The organism is Crocosphaera sp. XPORK-15E (genome assembly GCF_034931425.1).
Lineage (GTDB): Bacteria > Cyanobacteriota > Cyanobacteriia > Cyanobacteriales > Microcystaceae > UHCC-0190.
On sequence record NZ_JAYGHQ010000001.1, the window covers coordinates 159,400 to 178,914 of the forward strand.

16 protein-coding genes and 2 pseudogenes are annotated in these 19,515 nt (G+C 37.7%); 10 read left to right on the forward strand and 8 right to left on the reverse strand.

Annotated features, from left to right (window positions below; all coding sequences use genetic code 11):
* The first annotated feature begins 90 nt into the window (after window positions 1-90).
* Window positions 91-696, forward strand: a complete 606-nt coding sequence (locus tag VB691_RS00790; RefSeq protein ID WP_323289551.1) for a DUF3611 family protein — start codon at window positions 91-93, stop codon at window positions 694-696.
* Between the two features lie 11 nt (window positions 697-707).
* Window positions 708-1,223, forward strand: a complete 516-nt coding sequence (locus VB691_RS00795) for a GNAT family N-acetyltransferase (RefSeq protein ID WP_323289552.1) — start codon at window positions 708-710, stop codon at window positions 1,221-1,223.
* On the opposite strand, the gene VB691_RS00800 is transcribed toward VB691_RS00795, so the two are convergent.
* The gene (locus VB691_RS00800; RefSeq protein WP_323289553.1) at window positions 1,220-2,200 is read right to left on the reverse strand and encodes a DNA cytosine methyltransferase; all 981 of its coding nucleotides are present in this window, start codon (window positions 2,198-2,200) and stop codon (window positions 1,220-1,222) included. The two genes, VB691_RS00795 and VB691_RS00800, sit on opposite strands and share 4 nt — an antisense overlap.
* A gap of 39 nt (window positions 2,201-2,239) precedes the next feature.
* On the reverse strand, window positions 2,240-3,628 hold the full coding sequence (locus tag VB691_RS00805) for an anthranilate synthase component I (protein ID WP_323289554.1): 1,389 nt from the start codon (window positions 3,626-3,628) through the stop codon (window positions 2,240-2,242).
* A 150-nt stretch (window positions 3,629-3,778) separates the two neighbouring features.
* Here VB691_RS00805 and VB691_RS00810 point away from each other — a divergent pair, with 150 nt between their 5' ends.
* The gene (locus tag VB691_RS00810; protein ID WP_323289555.1) at window positions 3,779-4,714 is read left to right on the forward strand and encodes a cation diffusion facilitator family transporter; all 936 of its coding nucleotides are present in this window, start codon (window positions 3,779-3,781) and stop codon (window positions 4,712-4,714) included.
* A gap of 40 nt (window positions 4,715-4,754) precedes the next feature.
* On the opposite strand, the gene VB691_RS00815 is transcribed toward VB691_RS00810, so the two are convergent.
* Entirely contained in the window at window positions 4,755-5,624 is an 870-nt protein-coding gene (locus tag VB691_RS00815; protein ID WP_323289556.1) for an energy-coupling factor transporter transmembrane component T family protein, read from the reverse strand.
* 276 nt (window positions 5,625-5,900) lie between these two features.
* On the opposite strand from VB691_RS00815, the gene VB691_RS00820 reads away from it, so the two are divergent.
* Window positions 5,901-7,538 carry a DUF655 domain-containing protein gene (locus VB691_RS00820; protein WP_323289557.1) on the forward strand — a complete coding sequence of 546 codons (1,638 nt, stop codon included), beginning with the start codon at window positions 5,901-5,903 and terminating at the stop codon, window positions 7,536-7,538.
* 181 nt (window positions 7,539-7,719) lie between these two features.
* Here VB691_RS00820 and hslO read toward each other — a convergent pair whose 3' ends face one another.
* Window positions 7,720-8,619, reverse strand: a complete 900-nt coding sequence (gene hslO / locus VB691_RS00825; RefSeq protein ID WP_323289558.1) for an Hsp33 family molecular chaperone HslO — start codon at window positions 8,617-8,619, stop codon at window positions 7,720-7,722.
* 139 nt (window positions 8,620-8,758) lie between these two features.
* On the opposite strand from hslO, the gene bchM reads away from it, so the two are divergent.
* Together bchM and panB are read left to right on the forward strand one after the other, a co-directional pair.
* Entirely contained in the window at window positions 8,759-9,448 is a 690-nt protein-coding gene (gene bchM, locus VB691_RS00830) for a magnesium protoporphyrin IX methyltransferase (protein ID WP_323289559.1), read from the forward strand.
* A 68-nt stretch (window positions 9,449-9,516) separates the two neighbouring features.
* Window positions 9,517-10,296 (forward strand): 3-methyl-2-oxobutanoate hydroxymethyltransferase, encoded by a 780-nt coding sequence (panB, locus tag VB691_RS00835; RefSeq protein WP_323289560.1) that lies wholly within the window; start codon window positions 9,517-9,519, stop codon window positions 10,294-10,296.
* A gap of 21 nt (window positions 10,297-10,317) precedes the next feature.
* Here panB and VB691_RS00840 read toward each other — a convergent pair.
* The 3 genes and pseudogenes from VB691_RS00840 to VB691_RS00850 form a co-directional block, all read right to left on the reverse strand.
* Window positions 10,318-10,554: pseudogene (locus VB691_RS00840) on the reverse strand (type II toxin-antitoxin system HicA family toxin); the annotation flags it as partial.
* Window positions 10,547-10,810 (reverse strand): type II toxin-antitoxin system HicB family antitoxin, encoded by a 264-nt coding sequence (locus tag VB691_RS00845; protein ID WP_323289561.1) that lies wholly within the window; start codon window positions 10,808-10,810, stop codon window positions 10,547-10,549. The gene VB691_RS00845 and the pseudogene VB691_RS00840, both read right to left, overlap by 8 nt.
* A 71-nt stretch (window positions 10,811-10,881) precedes the next feature.
* Window positions 10,882-10,962: pseudogene (locus tag VB691_RS00850) on the reverse strand (DUF433 domain-containing protein); the annotation flags it as partial.
* 90 nt (window positions 10,963-11,052) lie between these two features.
* On the opposite strand from VB691_RS00850, the gene VB691_RS00855 reads away from it, so the two are divergent.
* On the forward strand, window positions 11,053-12,198 hold the full coding sequence (locus VB691_RS00855; RefSeq protein ID WP_323289562.1) for an AAA family ATPase: 1,146 nt from the start codon (window positions 11,053-11,055) through the stop codon (window positions 12,196-12,198).
* 411 nt (window positions 12,199-12,609) lie between these two features.
* On the opposite strand, the gene VB691_RS00860 is transcribed toward VB691_RS00855, so the two are convergent.
* Window positions 12,610-13,425, reverse strand: a complete 816-nt coding sequence (locus VB691_RS00860) for a Cof-type HAD-IIB family hydrolase (protein ID WP_323289563.1) — start codon at window positions 13,423-13,425, stop codon at window positions 12,610-12,612.
* A gap of 136 nt (window positions 13,426-13,561) precedes the next feature.
* Between VB691_RS00860 and VB691_RS00865 the strand changes: the two genes are divergently transcribed.
* The 3 genes from VB691_RS00865 (at window position 13,562) to VB691_RS00875 (ending at window position 19,456) form a co-directional block, all read left to right on the forward strand.
* Entirely contained in the window at window positions 13,562-14,488 is a 927-nt protein-coding gene (locus tag VB691_RS00865; protein ID WP_323289564.1) for a DUF1517 domain-containing protein, read from the forward strand.
* A gap of 378 nt (window positions 14,489-14,866) precedes the next feature.
* Window positions 14,867-16,393, forward strand: coding sequence for a GAF domain-containing sensor histidine kinase (locus VB691_RS00870; protein WP_323289565.1), 1,527 nt, complete (start codon window positions 14,867-14,869; stop codon window positions 16,391-16,393).
* 537 nt (window positions 16,394-16,930) lie between these two features.
* Window positions 16,931-19,456, forward strand: a complete 2,526-nt coding sequence (locus VB691_RS00875; RefSeq protein WP_323289566.1) for a mannose-1-phosphate guanyltransferase — start codon at window positions 16,931-16,933, stop codon at window positions 19,454-19,456.
* Window positions 19,457-19,515: the final 59 nt, after the last annotated feature.

Sequence of the window (19,515 nt, forward strand, 5' to 3'; positions counted from 1 at the left end):
TTTGTCTTTATAGCTTAATCCTTAAGGATTTAAGCTGATAATGTCTAATTGTTTTATATAATAAGTTTGATATAGGCATGAATAGTCACGATGTTTAATTTCTTGAAGTCTGAAACAAGTAGTCCAACTCCCCAACAGATTGGCCGTTCCCTTCTCTGGTTGGGGCGAATTGGTTTAATCTTACAAGTGTTACTAGGATTTATTCCCCTTCTCGTTGTGGTTACTTATGTTTTATCCCAATCGGGACAAAAACAGACGGGCGGATTTTCCTTGGGTTTATGGCTGGCGATCGCCTGTTTAATTATTCTTATTTTCAGTATTTATTGGTGTTTTCGTTACACTCAACTCGCCAAAAAACTCAAAAATTCAGAAACAAGACCCTCTAAATCTCAGATTATCCGAGATCTCCAGTTAGGATTATTTGCTAATATTGGGATCATGGTTTTCGCTGTGCTAATTGCTCTCTTGCGGGTTGGTGAATTAACCTTTAAATTGTTAACCTTGCCCCAAGGTGCAACAGTGATTGCCCCTAATCAAATTGGCACAACTTTAGCAGCCCCAGGGGCATTAATTACCCCATCAAATATGATTGCTATTCAAGCGATGCTCAATGTGATTGCTGCTGGATTAGTAGGCGTTATTGTCGCTTTACTGCTACTTTATCAAGTCGGACAACATCGAAACACAGTTGATTGATCGTATTATGTATGTCCAAACAAATTAAGACTATTAATCTTACTCCTTTTTTACCAGAAAAGCATCGAGAAATTCTAGAAAAATGGTTATATCGTACCCATGTTTATCAATGGTGGATTCATCCTGAAAATAATCTTCAACAGGCGTTAAACCTTTCTAGTGATAATCATGCAATTATTGTCGCTGATGATGTTTCTGTTGGTTATATTCGCTGGCAAAAAGTGAATCAAGAAGAATTAAATTTAGTAGGAATTAAAACTATTCCTGATGGATCGGTAGATATTGATATTTTTATCGGAGAAGTTGATTATCTTGGGTGTGGAATTGGGCCAATTGTGTTAAAAATTTTAGTCGATAAGTTATTAAAAGATCTCACTATTCCCGTAATTATAATGAGTACCTCAGTTAATAATCATTTTGCCATTAAAGCTTATCAAAAAGCAGGATTTAATTGTATGTTTCAATTTGATAGTCCGACTTATGGGAGATGTTGGATTATGGGATTAGAACCTGCGATCGCAGATTAATAATAAACAAATATCTGTTCTTTTACTTGAATTGCTAATTCTTTAAACAAGGGAATACAAATAGAATTTCCGATTTGCTTATAAGCCTCTGAAAGACTTTGATGAATGATAAAATTATGAGGAAATCCCATAATTCTGTAACATTCTTGAATGGTCAGTTTACGGACTGCATTTTCTTCAGGAATATAGATAAAAAATATACCTGATGTTTCCTGAGAGGGAATGGTTGGATGAACACCATCAATTGAATAAATTCTATTAGGTTGACGATGGACTCTAGAAAGATGTTCGGTATTTGGTCTAATTCCTGTTTTCCAAATATTTTTATTACGATATCCTACAAAAATCAAACCTGATAACTGTTCTTTAGGATTTTCTATTAATGTATATTCTTGAGGTTTCAAATATTCAAACTCGCCAGTTTTACATAAGAAATCTCTAAGCTTAGGAACAGGTTTTTGAGATTTGAGAAGGTTAAAATTAAATTTTTTGTGACGAGTACCAACAATAATAATTCTTTCTCTATGTTGGGGAAGTCCAAAATCTTTAGCATTCAAAAGTTTATAATCCACTAAATAACCTAAATCTTCTAAAGCATAAATAATTGTTTCTAAGGTTTTTCCCTCTTGATGATGAATTAAATGCTTGACATTTTCCAGGATAATTACAGATGGTTTTTTGACTTCTATGATTTCACAAATATAAAAAAACAAAGTTCCTCTAGTGTCTTTAAATCCTTCTTTTTTGCCAGATATACTAAAAGGTTGACAAGGAAATCCTGCTGTTAAAACATCAAAATCTGGGAGATTACTAGAAATAATTTTTGTAATATCATTATCAGGCAATTCCCCAAAATTATGATAATAAACTTTTTGACAAGCTTCATTAATTTCACAAGAATAAACACATTGATATCCCACTGGCTCAAAAGCAAGTCTAAATCCACCAATACCAGCAAATAACTCAATAAATTTCAAAAGCTTAGTTATCCTTTACAGTTTTAATTATACATGAAATCATTCTAAATTACAGTTTAAAGCTGTTAATTGTGCTTTGGCTTTTTGTAGCGACTCAAACCACTCTTTTTCTGGATAACTATCAGCCACAATACCTGCCCCAACTTGTCCCCAAACACTGGATAAATTAGCTGATAAAGGCGTATATAATAAAGTACGAATTAATATATTTAAGTCAAGATTTCCCCTCTGATCTAAATAACCACATGATCCATAAAATAAACTCCGTCTAACAGGTTCTAATTCTTCAATAATTTCCAGACATCTCACTTTAGGACATCCGGTAATAGTTCCCCCAGGAAATAAGGCTTTAATCAGATCAATTGATGTTTTATCTTGACGCAATTTTCCTTTAACATTACTCACCAAATGTATGACATGACTATATCTTTCTATGGTTAACAATTCATCAACTTCTACCGTTCCCCATTGACAAACTCTACCTAAATCATTACGCTCTAAATCAACTAACATAATATGTTCTGCCCTTTCTTTAATATCAGAAGAAAGTTCCTGTAACATCGCTGTTTCTTGTTGAAAATTACGGCCACGGGGACGAGTTCCAGCAATAGGACGAGTTTGAGCAATATTATTAGATAAACTCACTAATCTTTCAGGAGAACAACTAATAATATCTCCCCAAGGTGATCGCCAATAACTAGCAAAGGGAGAAGGATTAATTTTCTGTAACGTTCGGTACAATGTCCAACTATCTAATTGAGTTGTAGTCTGAAATCTTAAGGATAAATTAGCTTGAAAAATATCCCCCGCTTGAATATATTTTTTTGCCTGACGGACAGCATTTTCATACTCTTGTTTGCTGGTATAAAAAGACAGGTTATGAGGTGAGGAGGTGAAGGGGTGAGGGGGTGAATAAGTTTTTGTTTCTAATTTAGATTGTAAGTTATCTAATTCCTTTAAGGTGGTACTCGCTAACCACAAAGTTTGTTCTAAATGATCTAAAATAGCAAAAGATTCAGGTTCATACCAATAAGCAACAGGAAAGGAAAGATTATCCTGATTATATTGAGGTAATTTTTCAATTTCCCAAGCTAAATCATAACCTAACCATCCCAACCAACCCCCAATAAAGGGAAGATGATCCGGTTGTTGACCTTTTAGATGATCCTGGGATAATAATTGCTGTAAAAAAGGCAAAATTTCCCCAACTTTAGGAGTCCATAATTGCGGTTTACCTTGAATAATTCGGGGTTCTCCGGCACAAATAGAATAACGTGAAAGAAAAGGATAATCAGTAGGAGTTGGATAAGGACTTTCTAAGAGAGTCGCAACCGTTGCAGTTGAAGCAAATAACCTTTCAAAAACGGCTGAACCCGTCAACTGTTTGAGAGGAAGCGATCGCCAGTACCAAGGTAATATTTGCTTCATGTTAAGCTAAAAATTAATTGTCCTTTAAAGATGGTTTATCCATAAGATATTAAGTAGTCTTCGTTCGTATTTAGGTTAATATTAAGTCCTTTAGGGCTTATTTTCAGGGCTAAAGCCCTCACTACGAACTTCACAAACCAGATCATAATTATGCCTGATTCTCACACCCATGACCATCATCACGATCACCACCATCATCATCATCCCATTTCTAACTACACTCGCGCATTTATCATCGGAACCCTTTTAAATGTCGGTTTTGTTGCGATCGAGTTTTTCTTTGGGTTTTGGACTAATTCCCTTTCCCTATTGGCCGATGCTGGTCATAATTTAAGTGACGTATTCGGGTTGCTTTTAGCTTGGATTGGTAACTTTTTGTCCCAACGTCCCCCCACCCAACGCTATACCTATGGCCTACGTCGTTCTTCAATTTTAGCAGCCTTATTCAACGCCTTAGTCTTACTTTTAGTCATGGGAGGTATTGCCTGGGAAGCCATGCAACGAATATTTAATCCTAGTCCAATTCCTGGTATCACTATCATGATTGTCGCTTTGGTTGGGGTTGTTATCAACACGATCACCGCTTTGTTATTTATGTCAGGCCGTCATCAAGATTTAAACATTCGTGGGGCATTTTTACACATGGCCGCAGATGCGGTAGTTTCCTTTGGAGTTATTTTGACGGGTTTAGCGATCTTATTGACGGGTTGGCTATGGTTTGATCCTGTTGTAAGTTTGATTATTGTTGCCGTTATTGTCATCGGAACTTGGCAATTATTAAAAGATTCTGTCAATTTAGCCTTAGATGCTGTTCCTGTGGCCATTGAACCCCTAGCTGTCCGTACTTATTTAATGGAACTTCCTGGAGTGACTCAAATTCATGATCTTCACATCTGGGCCATGAGTACCCGTGAAACAGCATTAACGGTTCATTTAGTGATGCCTAATGGCGTTCCTGGGGATGGTTTTTTAACCGAAACTTGTCATCAATTACATGATTTGTTCGGCATTGAACATCCTACCTTACAAATTGAAACAGGCGATCCTAATTATCCTTGTACTCTTGCCCCTGATCATCGAGTTTGATTGCTTAATTTCGGGGAAAATACACAACTTCATAAATCATTTATCCCAAAATAAACCGCGCATACCAAAAAGGAATTAACATTCCTAATGCGATCCAATCTCCTTGAATTAAGCTTAATTGATGCCATTGTACTCGATGTTCATTGGGACTTGTAAACCCCCGAACTTCCATGGCGATCGCAATTTCTTCGGCCCTCATTAATAAGTTTTCTAAGAGTTTTTCAACGACGACTAACCAAACTTGTAAACTGCGTTTTATGCCTAATTTTTGCCAATTAATTGCCCTAGTACGAATCGATCTAATGAGATTTTGCACTTCTTCTAAGACTAGGGGAATAAATCGCAAGGAAAGGGTTAAGGTTAATGTAATTTCTGTAATGGGAATTTTAAAACGGCGCAAAGGTTCGAGTAAATCTTCTAATCCGGCGGTAATTTCTTCCGGTGCTGTGGTTAATAAATAAAGATTTGTGCTATAAATTAGAAGAAAAATTAAGGTGCTAATTCTAATGCCTAAATCGAGGGAATGGCGGGTAATAAATAAGGGTTTTTTATCTAATAAAACATAACTATATGAGGTGGGTTGAGGCAGAGATAAATCACTCTCTAAAAGTCTGGGTTGAGACGTAACAGCTAAGCCATCAGGGGTTAAAGCTGTAATCAGAAAAACTAGGATAGATAACATGATTAACCAGCCCATTTGTTGTCGCCAAACTCTTAAGGGAATTCGCGCCATTAAGGTTAATATTATCAATAATCCTACTAATACTAATCGCCACTCAGAATTGCATAAAATAGGGGCAAGTAAAAAGGACATTAACCAAATTAATTTGACCCTAGGATCGAGTTTATGTAACCAAGTTAGGGGTTTTTCGAGATACAGTCCAATGGGAAGCGATCGCAGTAAATCCATAATTACTTATTGAGTCGATTTTTCTGACAATTGAAAATTGATAAACCTGGGTTTTGTTGGTGGGGGCGGTTTTTGTTAAAATCTATGATTTCTACAAAATAAGTCAAATTAACCCGCCCTTATCTTCAATTAGTTGGGCTTAGAAACTTAAGAATTATTTTTAGTCTTAAGTAATCTCATTATCTCACAATGATTGATACAATAGGTAAAGGGATTAGCATTTATTACTTTTTTTAGTTCATGAGATGAGTTAATTTACTCAGGAAGAAAGGGATAATGAAACGATTTTATCAAAAAACAGTCCTATTTATCTTATCATTTATCTTGGGATTCTGGGGATTAATTGCGTGTAATCCTTCCCTTAAAATTGAGCGACCTCAACCTTTACCCCAAGATTCCTTAATTCAAGTTTATTTTAACCAAAATCAAGCTAAAGGGGCTGATTATACCGATCCCTATCGTCAAATTAACCGTCCTGGTGATAATTTAGAAGATATTCTCATTAATACTCTGAATTCTGCCCAGTCAACCGTTGATATGGCCGTTCAAGAATTTCGGTTGCCAAACCTAGCAAAAGCCCTAGTTAAACAAGCTAAAAAAGGGGTTAAAGTTCGTGTTATTTTAGAAAATAGCTATAACCAGTCTATTAGTCAGTTTACTCCAGAAATAGTTGCTCAAATGGAAGCAAGGGAGAAACAAAGATATGACCAATATTTTGAATTTATTGACCTTGATAACAACAAAATAATTACTGATGAAGAACTGAATAAACGGGATGCCTTAACTATTTTAAATCAAGGCAATATACCAATTATTGATGATACAGAAGATGGTTCAAAAGGAACTGGTTTAATGCACCATAAATTTATGATTATTGATGGAAAAATAGTGATGGTAAGTTCTGCTAATTTTACCTTAAGCGGGGTTCATGGTGATTTTGATGCCCCAGAAACCAGAGGCAATGCTAACAATTTACTTAAGATTCAATCCTCAGAATTAGCTCAAATTTTTACCGAAGAATTTAATCTGATGTGGGGCGATGGAATGGGAGAAAAAAAAGATAGTAAGTTTGGCATCAATAAACCCCCACGATCACCCAAAAAATTAACCATTGGCACATCACAAGTTACGGTTAAATTTTCCCCAAATTCATCAAAAGACAATTGGGAAATTACAACCAATGGATTAATTGGCGAAACCTTAAATAAGGCACAAAACTCAGTTAATTTAGCCCTATTTGTATTTAGTGAACAACAACTTGCTAATATTCTCGAAAACAAACATAATCAAGCTGTAGAAATTAAAGCATTAATTGATCCAGAATTTGCCTTTCGGAGTTACAGCGAAGGGTTAGATATGTTAGGGGTTGCTGTCAGTAATAACTGTCAATATGAAAAAGATAATAAACCTTGGACACAAAACATTAATACCGTTGGCATTTCTAACCTTCCGAAAGGCGATAAACTCCATCATAAATTTGGTATTATTGATAATAATCTGATAATTACAGGTTCTCATAATTGGTCAGCTTCAGCTAACTTTCAAAATGATGAGACATTAATAATAATTAAAAACTCCACCATCACGGCTCATTATTTACAAGAATTTGAAAGATTATATAATAATTCCACCTTGGGAATTCCTGAATTCATCAATAATAAAATCAAAAAAGATGATCAAAACTGCCCTAATCTATTAGAAACAGAAAAACAAGATAATGAAACAAAAATTATCAATTTAAACACAGCCACACAAGCAGAATTAGAAACCTTACCAGGGGTTGGAAAACAATTAGCAATTAGAATTATTGAAGCCCGTCAAACTCAAAAATTTACTTCTCTAGAAGACTTAAAAAGAGTCAAAGGAATTGGTGAAAACAAGAGTAAAAAACTAGAAGGAAAAGTTAGTTGGTAAGTCTAAAATTAACACTGCAATACAGCCTCAAGGCTGATTCTACAAGAAAGAACAAAGGCTGTGTAAACAGCCTAATTATAAGCCCGTGCAGACGGGCTTTGTCTATATAGCTTAACCCTTTAGGGTTCAAGTGTATAATTGCCAATAGTTTAACATTCTAGGTTCAGCAAAACCTAATTAATCAAACAGATTCCGTCTGTAAATCCTCAATTAATTGGGCTAAATGATGACTATTAGCCTGATAAATTTCCCCACAGAATTCACAAGTTGCCTCGGCCCCATCATCCTTTTCAATCATATCCTGTAATTCCACTTCTCCCAGTAATTTTAAAGCCCCTAAAACCCGACTAAAAGAACAACGACAATCAAAGCGCAACATCTGAACTTCTGGGAAAATAACTAACCCTAAATCCCCCAATAATTCCTCAAAAATATCCGGTAAAGTTTTCCCTGCTCTTAACAGTGGTGTAAACCCTGAAAGTTTTCCCACACGGGACTCCAAGATAGTAACTAATTCTTCATCTCTAGCCGCTTTAGGCATAATTTGTAATAGTAAACCCCCGGCTGCTGTCACCCCTTCTGACCCCACAAATACCCCTAATAATAAGGCCGAAGGAGTCTGCTCAGAAGTCGCTAAATAATGAGTCACATCGTCCCCCACTTCCCCAGATACTAATTCAACTGTACTGGAATAGGGATAACCATAACCAATATCTCGCACTACATAAAGAAAACCCTCGTTGCCGATCGCCCCTCCCACATCTAGTTTACCCAAAGGGTTAGGAGGTAATTCCACATCAGGATGAGCTACATAACCCCTTACCGTCCCATCTAACCCCGCATCAACTAATAAACCCCCCAAGGGGCCATTACCTTTGATTCTGAGGTTGACACGGGAGCCTTCTCGTTTCATATTAGACGCTAATAAGAGGCCCGCAGTCATCGCCCGTCCCAAAGCAGCCGTCGCCACATAGGAAAGCTTGTGTCGTTGTCTTGCGTCTTCTGTGAGTCGGGTAGAAATGATACCGACTGCCCGAATACCGCCATCTGCTGCCATTGCTCGTATCAGTTGATCCGCCATGAAAATCCTTACATTTCTTAATGTCTTTTTTGATCTAACATAACAAAGTTTGGCGCGAATTTGTGCCATTACTTAGGTGAGGACGAAGGAACGATACAATAGAAAGTTGTCCTAAATTATCTCAACTACTTTTACATCTATGAATACCACCACCGACGACAAAACCATTGTCAAAGACTACTTTAACGCCACAGGATTCGACCGTTGGCGCAGAATTTATGGAGATGGGGAAGTTAACAAAGTTCAAAAAAATATTCGCCTAGGACATCAACAAACCATTGATACAGTAATAGACTGGTTAGAAACTGATGGAAACTTGGCAGATTTATCGATTTGTGATGCTGGATGTGGGGTAGGAAGTTTAAGTATTCCTCTAGCAAAATCTGGGGCGAAAATTTTTGCTAGTGATATTTCCGAAAAAATGGTACAAGAGGCCACAGAAAGAGCAAAAAGCACCTTAGAAAATGTGGATAATGTAACTTTTTCGGTGCAGGATTTAGAAGGGTTAACAGGTAAATATCACACCGTTATTTGTTTAGATGTTTTAATTCATTATCCTCAAGAAGATGCAGCTAAAATGATCACTCATTTAGCCTCTTTAGCTGAATCTCGTTTAATCCTAAGTTTTGCACCCAAAACCCTTTGTTTAACCCTTCTTAAAAAGATTGGTGAATTTTTTCCTGGCCCTAGTAAAACCACTCGCGCCTATCAACACAAAGAAAAAGATATCATTGCAATCTTAGAAAGTAATGGCTTTAAAATTAAACGTGAAGGTATGACAAGCACCAATTTTTATTATTCTCGAATTCTCGAAGCCGTTAAAGAATAAATGTAGGGGTCAACGGCCGTTGACCCCTAACCTTCTGTTAAAATATTGTTGTCACGGTACTTAATTCCATGCCACTTACAACGCAACAACTGATTGAATGGAAACAGCAAAGCCGTCCCCTGGTAGTTTTAACGGCCTGGGATTATGCCTTTGCTCAACTGTTAGATATGGCAGGGGTTGATATTATTTTAGTAGGGGATTCTTTGGCCATGGTTGCCCTCGGCCATGACACAACTTTACCCGTTACTCTTGATGAAATGTTACACCATGCTGCGGCTGTGCGTCGTGGGGTCAAACGGGCTTTAGTTGTCTGCGATTTACCCTTTTTAAGCTATCAGGAAAGCGTCAGTCAAGCCATTCATGCCGCAGGAAGGGTTTTGAAAGAAACAGGGGTACAAGCGGTTAAATTAGAAGGGGGACACCCTGCCGCCGTGGAAACCGTGGCCCGATTAACTGATATTGGTATTCCTGTCATGGCCCATGTGGGTTTAACCCCTCAATCTGTCCATCGTTTGGGCTATCGTCAACAGGGCAAAACTGAAGCAGAAGCCGAGCGCATTCTTTCAGAGGCGATCGCATTATCTGAAGCGGGAGCCTTTGCTTTAGTATTGGAGCATATTCCGTCTCAATTGTCAAGAGCAATTACCGCAAAAATTCCTATTCCTACCATTGGGATTGGGGCCGGGCCCGACTGTGATGGTCAAGTATTAGTTACCGCAGATTTATTAGGATTGTCCCCTAAAAAACCTCCTTTTGCTAAGTCTTATGTTAATTTAAGAGAGATTATTACTGAGGCGGTTGGGGAATTTGCCAAAGAAGTCCGAGAGGGTCAATTTCCTGAGTCTTAGAGAGTGTTTATAAATCAATGATTTTAACAAATTTTCAATTTCTTCATCTGTAAAACCAAATTGTCTAAAAATACGCAAAACATAAGCAGGAGACATTTCTTTTGCACCTATATCTATGGTAAAAATTCGACGCTTTTGATCAACTTCTCGAAGATATAAACGATGATCTCCTTTTCCTTCTCGATAAAATTTACAGCCTCCTTTTTCTAGAATTTTAATTAGTGCTTTAGGTTTGAGAGAAGGAATATTTTTAGGCATAAACTTTTCTGAGTTCGTAGGTTTCAGAAGATTCAGGATCTTCGATGGTCAAAAATTCATGAAGTTCATCAATATGAATTGGACTGGAATAAACATTGTCTTCGCTGTGATAAATTTCTAAAAAAGATTCTATCGCTTCTTTAAGTTTATCAATAGCTTGTTCTGAGGTTTCTCCTTGCCCTACTAATCCATTTTCGAGACAGAATGAAACCCAATACCCTGCGCTTTTTCTGAGAATTACTGTGTAAAAGTTCATTTTATTTTTCTTTTAAATTTTCAATATTTAATCATTTTTCTAAAGATTGAATAATCTTTAAGGTTTCTTTATGCCAGATAGGAAAGAACATCATAAACGGTAATTCTCATCCCTCTAATGCAAGGTTTTCCGCTACGTTTTGCAGATTCTATATATTATAGGCAATTCTTGAAGAAATGTGCCATAATCACATTTAATGGTATAATATTTCTAATATATTAATAATTATAGTCATAAGTATCATGAAAATAGAACGACTAAAGTATGAAGATCGAGAGTATCAATGGAAACTTAACACTGTTGAATTTTTACCTAATATAAATTTACTTGTGGGTATTTCTGGAGCAGGAAAAACTCAAATACTTCGTTCAATTAATACACTTAAAAGAGTGGCAAATGGAGGATCTTTGAATGGAGTGTGCTGGGATATAACTTTTTCTAATAAAGATAATATAGTATATAATTGGCGAGGTCAATTTGAAACAAAATTATCAAATAAACTTATCGCCAGTGATTCCGAGGAAGAAGATGAATTTAAAATTTTATATGAATATTTAGATAAAAATAATCAAAATCTTATTGAGCGAACTGAAAAAGAAGGAATATTTTTTAAAGGAAATAAAACACCAAAATTATCTCCTTTTAAGAGTATTGTTGAATTGCTTAATCAAGAAGAAGATATAAGTCCAGTTCAACAAGCATTTGATAAAATTTTTAAAATTGAAAATACTACAGTTTTTGATGATATACTAAGGCTACCTGCTCAGATTTTAAAAAGATATGAAAATTGTTCTTTACTAGAAATCAAAAATAGTGAATTACCGATCTTAATTAAATTAGCTTTAGTTTATCGGTATGATACTCAAGTCTTTAATAAGATAAAGAGTGTTTTTAGAGAAATATTTAATACTATTGAAGATGTTAAAATTGAACCTTTTAACCAAGATGAATTACCCCTTTCTTTAGCTGATGTTTTCAAAGAAGCAATTCTAGTTAAGATCAAAGAAAAAAATGTAGATACTTGGATTAGACAACAGTATATTTCTTTAGGAATGCTAAAGACATTAATGTATATTAGCGAATTGTATCTAGCACCTGATGATAGTGTGATACTTATAGATGAATTTGAAAATAGTTTAGGGATTAACTGTATTGATAGCGTTACTGATTTAATTTGTGAGAACAAACACTTACAATTTATCATTACTAGCCATCATCCTTATATTATTAATAATATAAGTCCTGAATATTGGAAAATAGTAACTCGTAAAGGTGGGATAGTCAATGTTAAAACTGCGGAAGATTTTCATATATCTTCATCTAGACAAAAAGCTTTTATTGACTTAATTAATGTGCTTGAAGATTATCCTGAAGATTTAGAGGATTAATGAATAATATTTACTTTCTTGTTGAAGGAAGAAGTACCGAAAAAAAACTGTATCCTAAATGGCTTAACTATTATATTCGCAAAAAATCTAAGTTATTCAAAAAAATTCCCAGGTGAAACACAAGAAAAATATTATTTCGAGCAGTTATTGAAAAGAATAGAAAATGAGTCTAACCATTTACAAACATTCCAGAATTTCATTGAATTCTGCCAAACAATCAAAAACAATTTATCTGAACAAAATTCTTGAAAAGGGGTTGCATTATCAAAAAAAGTGTGAGATAATTAAGTTTAATGCTTCACAATGGGAATATTTAGATATGCTGATAGAAGCAAACACTCCCCATTATGAAACATAATACCACAAACCGCAACCCTGTGGATCATTGAAACGAAAAATTTAAGATTTTTTTCAACTTAATAAAAATTTATGAATAGCCTTAGCCACGCCATCGGATTCAACATCAGGAGCAACCCATTTAGCAACCTGTTTCACCTCTTTCGGTGCATCACCCATAGCAACACCTAGCCCCACATATTGTAACATTTCCAAATCATTAAAATTATCACCGATCGCCATCACTTGATCGGATGTTAATTGTAATAATTCTTCAGCCAAAAACTTCACACCAAACCCCTTATTTGCGTTGGGATGAGTCGCTTCAAAATAAATTGGGGTTGATTGAGTGACATAAAGCTGATCACGGGAATAACGCTGTCGTAAATCAGATAATAATTTACCCATTAATTGAGACTTCCCAATAGCTAAAACCTTTGTGGTTTCTAAAGCAACAATGGAGCGTAAATCTTCTACTACAATTGGCTCAATGCCTGAGCGTTTCTGATAAACTTCCGTTCTCGCCGTAAACTCTCGAACATATAAACGGTCATCAATATAACAATGAACCTCTAATTTTTTCAGCCAATGAGGTTGTTCAAAATAGTCCAATAACTGTAAAGCAATATCAGGAGAAACGGGAAAATGATGATGACGAATACCCGTCAAAGGACACTGAATCCAGGCCCCATTATAAGCAATAATCGGTAATCCAGAGGCAATTAACCCATGAAACCGTAGAGCAGAATAATACATTCTCCCCGTTGCCAAAGCCACTTGAATTCCTTGAGTTTGAGCCAGTTTAATCGCATCTTTAACCGATTGACTGACAGTGTTAGATTTGCCAGCAATGGTTCCATCAATATCAAGAACTAATAAACGAATCGTCATCTTTCACATTTTTAGGTAAATATGGAACAATTGCAGTTTAGGCAGCTTGGCCCTTAACCCTAAGAATCTCGTTACACTATAAATAGGGTTCATGGGAATTGTAACCCATTGCCAATGAAATCATCTCTATTGTTGTATGTTTAACAAACTCAAGCCTTTTTTGAAATCCTTACTCATTCTTAGCCTAGTCCTAATCTTGTCTCTAGGGGACATTAGCAGTGCCTTAGCCGCCCGTAGCGGGGGAAGAATAGGCGGGGGGTCGTTTAGAAGTCCTAGTCGTAGCTATAGCTCTCCTGGTGGGGGTTATCGTGGTGGCGGTTATGGTTATGGGGGAGGGTTTGGCTTTCCCTTCTTAATCCCCTTCTTTGGGTTTGGCGGTTTTGGCAGTTTATTCACCATTCTCATTTTCATCGCTCTGGCTAACTTTTTAATTAAAACTGTAGGCAACTTCAGTGGACAAGGAAACGGGAACGATGATAACTATCTTCAAGTTTCTGTGGCTAAAGTTCAAGTTGGATTATTAGCCAGTGGGCGTTATCTTCAAAAAGAACTGAATGAAATGGCCGAAACAGCGGACACCGATACCGCAGCGGGACGCGCTATGGTACTTCAAGAAGCAAGTCTTGCCTTGTTGCGTCATCCCGAATACTGGGTTTATGGGTTAAGCGAAGCTCAAGCAGCTTCCATGAATGCAGCAGAAAGCAAATTTAATCAAATGGCCTTGACAGAAAGGAGCAAATTCACCGCAGAAACCCTATCTAACGTCAATAACCAAATCAGACAGAGTGTAGCAAGTAACCTATTAGAAGGGAAAGAAGAATCATCTATGTTAGCGGAGTCCCGTGAATATATTGTAGTGTCTTTAATTGTGGGAGTTACCGGAAAATTAGAACTTCCGACCATTAATGAAGCGGAAGATTTACGCTTAGCACTGCAAAAAATTGCGGGTATGGGAGGCGATAGTCTATTAGCCATGGAAATTCTGTGGACTCCCCAAGCAGAGGGCGACACCTTAACCACGGATGATATTTTGGCCCATTATCCAAATTTGAGATTAGTTTAGAGACAAAACACTGTAGAGGCAATTCATGAATTGCCTCTATATTACTGGTGGAGAGGAGGAAATAAGGTATTATCCGCAATTCTTATTAAAGATTGTGTGAACTCCGCAAATTACTTAAGTAAATCTAGCTGTTAAGCGAATCAAATCATCTATTTCCCTGAAATAACCCGCCGTATTTTTACGAATTTATGGATTATTTGGGGAAATTTTTCACCAATATGTTTGTTAAGGAAGATTTTGGGGAACTTTAAAACTAGCAGAGAAAAAGACAAGATAACGCTCTCAATCTGCTCTGAGCAAGGGGTAAATTATGATTTGCCTCCCGTTCAGATTATATTTCAGTAGTTTCTCTAAACCTCGATTAAGTGGGATTTTGTGATGCAAGTGCAAGCAGTAAATTTAGGGGTAAATGTCAGTATGCTCAGCGCAACCAATCGTCTTTTTTGTCGTTTGGATGGCTTGAGTCCAGCAGTGCGAGAACAACAGCGAGTCAACATCTTAAAACAGTTAGGATTGTTAGACACTGAAACCATTCCCATATTTGATGAAGCCACCCAAACTGCTGCTCGCTTCATAGAAGCCCCCATCTGTATTTTAGGGACAATGGTTAAGGATGACCTCTGGCTCAAGTCAGCCGTCGGATTATCAAGATTAGGCTTGATGAATCAGTTAGCTTCATCTCGACGCATTCCCCGTCAAGAAGCCTTTAGTACCTATATTGTTGACAGTGAACAGCCATTAGTGATCAACGATACCCTAAAAGACCCGGTTTTTGCTCGTAGTACCCTAGTGCAACATTATGGAATTCGGGCATTTTTAGGAACTCCCTTAATCACGGCAGAAGGGGAATGTATAGGGGCTTTAGCAGTGATGGATTTAGTTCCTCGTCAGTTTACCCCCAGAGACTTAGAATTTTTAACCTTAACGGCCCGTTGGTGTTTACGGGAATTTGAGCGGAATCATCTTCTCAAAAATGAGTCCCCCAAAGACGATGAATGGCTAACCTTAGCGCAACCAAACCTCAAAGTAGTTCCCGACGAGGAGGCCCTGTCATCATCAATGGCCGCAGCCTCTATTAGTAGTATTAAACTAAAATTATTACAGGAGTTAATACAAGAACTGCGAACCCCTTTAACCTCTGTGATTGGAATGTCTAGTGTGTTGCAGGGGGGTGTATTTGGTGTCGTCAGTTCCAAACAAAAAGAATACCTAGAGATTATTCATAATAGTGGTCAACAGATGAATTCGTTGGTCAAGGAAATTCTCAAATTAGGGATGACAAATGATAACCTGTCCCAACTACATCTCAATCCCGTTAATATTGAAATGCTCTCTCAGCAAGCGATTAATGGTCTTTGCGAAGTGGCTAATCAAAAAAGGCAAACCCTGCGTTTATCTGTAGAACCAGGAAAGCGGATTTGGTTGTTAGATAAAGAAATACTACGACAAGCCTTATATTATTTGATGATTAGTGTCTTAGAATCTTCGGAAGTGGGTGGAGAAATTCGCATTCATGTTTCCCGTCGCAGCAAAACCCTTAATATTGCGGTTTGGGTGTCTCATCCCTGGTTGGGTGATGGTTTACCCCAAGTTAATTTATATCCTTCATCTAACCAGCATCAATTAACTCAACTCCATAATTCTTTGGCTGCTTTGCATCAAGATGATAGGATGACAACCGCTTTAGGAGACCATGTTTTAAGTGCCTCATCTCTCGAAAAAATGATTTATGGAGAACAAGCTAACCAACTTCCTACTAAGAATTCTCAAGAGTTACTCGGTTTATTATTGAGTTGTTACTTAACCGAGAGTCATGGCGGTAAAATCATTGTTCAAGGGTCTCCTGAATCGGGCTATCGCTATGTTTTAATGTTGCCAAAAATTTCAACAGAAGAAAAAATTTGAGCAGGTATTAAATAATCTCAATAATCTGAGCAATACTGTGAGAGCATCTATGGAAAAAACATGGTTAGCTTGTGATTTTGCCGAACAAATTATTATGATTTTGCTAATAGGAAGGGCGGGTTAATTGAATCTATTAGTTGGCCTCAGAAAATTCTCTCACAAACCCGCCTCTATTCCATCGATAAATCAGTCATAATTCAACGCCCTGATGAATTTTATCTAAAATATAAGGACGTGCTTTTTCTCTTTCTACTAAATCAAGACAATGAAAGCCTTTCGTACTTGGGTCAAACTGAGAGCTTGCACCTAGCTTGCAAAACTCGATTTTTTGTCAAATAGTAACGAATTAATGCTTGATTTCAGTCTTTTAAAATTGGGTTTTTGTGATTTTCAAATCATGGTGAAGATCTCAGTTAAACAACAGATAGGTTAGTTGCTTGATTCATGAGAGGGCTAGAAAAATCAAAAAAATCACCAATTCAATGCTTTAATTAAGATCAATAATAAATAATTACAAAAAGGCATTAAGGAGGATTTATGCGTGCAGTGCTAATGGCTGGAGGATCTGGAACTCGGTTACGCCCATTAACCTGCGATTTACCTAAGCCAATGGTTCCCATATTAAATCGGCCCATTGCAGAACATATCATAAATTTACTCAAACGACATAATATTACGGAAATTATTGCCACATTATACTATCTTCCCGATGTTATGCGGGACTACTTCCAAGATGGGCGGGATTTTGGGGTAGAAATGACCTATGCTGTCGAAGATGAACAACCCCTAGGAACCGCAGGTTGTGTTAAAAATATCGAAGAACTCCTTGATGATACTTTTGTGGTGATCAGTGGGGATAGTATTACAGACTTTGATTTACAAGCAGCGATCGCCTTCCATAAACAAAAAAAATCGAAAGCAACCCTCGTTCTTAACCGTGTCCCCAACCCGGTAGATTTTGGGGTCGTTATTACAGATAAAGACCAAAGGATCAGCCGTTTTTTAGAAAAACCCTCCACCAGTGAAATTTTCTCCGATACCGTCAACACCGGAACCTACATTCTCGAACCCGAAGTTCTGCAATATCTCCCTGAAAACGAAGAAAGCGACTTTTCCAAAGATTTATTTCCCCTACTCCTGGCCAAAGGAGAACCCATGTACGGCTATATTGCCGAGGGTTACTGGTGTGATGTCGGCCACTTAGATGCTTACCGAGAAGCCCAATATGACGGATTAGACGGTAAAGTTAAATTAGACTTTGCCTACGAAGAAAAATCCCCTGGTCTGTGGTTAGGACAAAACACCTATATTGATCCCAGTGCAAAAATTGAACCACCGATCCTCATTGGGGATAACTGTCGTATTGGCCCGGGCGTAATCATCGAAAAAGGAACAGTGATCGGGGATAATGTCACCATTGGAACTGGTGCCGATTTAAAGCGTCCCATTATTTGGAATGGGGCAACCATTGGGGATGAGTGTTATCTAGCGGCCTGTGTCATTTCTAGAGGCACTAGGGTAGATCGCAGGGCCCAAGTCCTAGAAGGGGCAGTAATCGGCCCCTTATCTACCGTTGGAGAAGAAGCCCAAATTAGCCCTAATGTCCGCGTCTGGCCTAGCAAACGCATTGAATCGGGGGCAATTTTGAACATCAATTTGATTTGGGGAAATACGGCCCATCGCAATTTGTTTGGTCAACGGGGGGTCACAGGCCTGGCCAATATTGATATTACCCCAGAATTTGCGGTTAAATTAGGGGCGGCCTATGGTTCAACCTTAAAAGCAGGGTCACAAGTCGTTGTCTCACGGGATCAACGGGGATTTTCTCGCATGATCAGCCGTTCTTTGATTGCCGGATTGATGTCTGTGGGGGTCAATATTCAAAATCTTGAAGCCACCGCTATTCCCATCGCCCGCACTATGACCCCCAAATTAGGGGTTTCCGGTGGGGTACATTTAAGGGCCCATCCCGATCGCCCTGATCACATTTTGATTGAATTTTTGGATGAACAAGGGATTAATATCTCCAAATCTCAAGAGAAGAAAATCGAAGGGGCCTATTTTAAGGAAGATTTACGACGGGTGGGCATTCCTGATATTGGTAATATGTCCTATCCGGCCCAAATTATCGAAACCTATCGTCAAACTTTTGAAACCCAATTAGATGTGGAGGCGATTCACAATAGCGAGTCAAAAATTGTCATTGACTATGTTTATGGGGTGTCTGGTGCAATTTTACCGCAACTTCTGACTAAATTTGGTTGTGATGCCATTGTGCTTAATGCCAGTTTACGACAAACAACCATATCCACTGAAGAACGAGAATCCTTGTTACGTCAACTAGGCCAGGTGGTTGAAGCAGTGAAAGCTAATTTAGGGGTGCAAGTTTCCGCCAACGGGGAACAGTTTATTTTGGTGGATGAATCAGGATTGTCAATCAGGGGAGAATGGTTAACCGCATTGATGGTTAATACAATTTTTACGGCCTATCCCAGAAGTACCGTAGTTGTTCCCGTAGAAGCATCTAGCGCGGTGGAACAAATTGCCCGTCGTCATGATGGCCAGGTGATCCGCACCAAAGCTAATCCTACGGCCTTGATGGAAGCGGCCCAAATGAATCCTAATGTCTCCCTAGGGGGTAGTGGGGATATAGGGTTTATTTTCCCGCAGCTACACCCCGGATTTGATGCAATGTTTAGTATTGCTAAATTGTTGGAAATGCTCACCTCTCAAGGGCGATCGCTGGTACAAATTCAAGCCGAATTACCCCGTGTTTGTCATAAATCCTATTCCCTACGCTGTCCCTGGAAGGTTAAAGGGGCTTTAATGCGCTATTTGGTGGAAACCCATAGTCCCGAACAATTAGAGTTAATTGATGGGGTGAAAATTGTTAATCCCCAAAATGATAACTGGGTCTTGATTTTACCTGATGCGGGAGAACCCTTGGTTCATATTGTGGCCAACAGTGATGATCGGGAATGGGTTGATCGCAGTCTCAAAGCTTATCGTCAAAAAGTACAAAAGTTTATTGAACAAGAACAAGGGGACATGGTTAGTATGTAAAAATGGGTATTGAGGGTGAGGAAAGCTCTGTTAAAAGTTCATTTTTTAGAAATATTGGG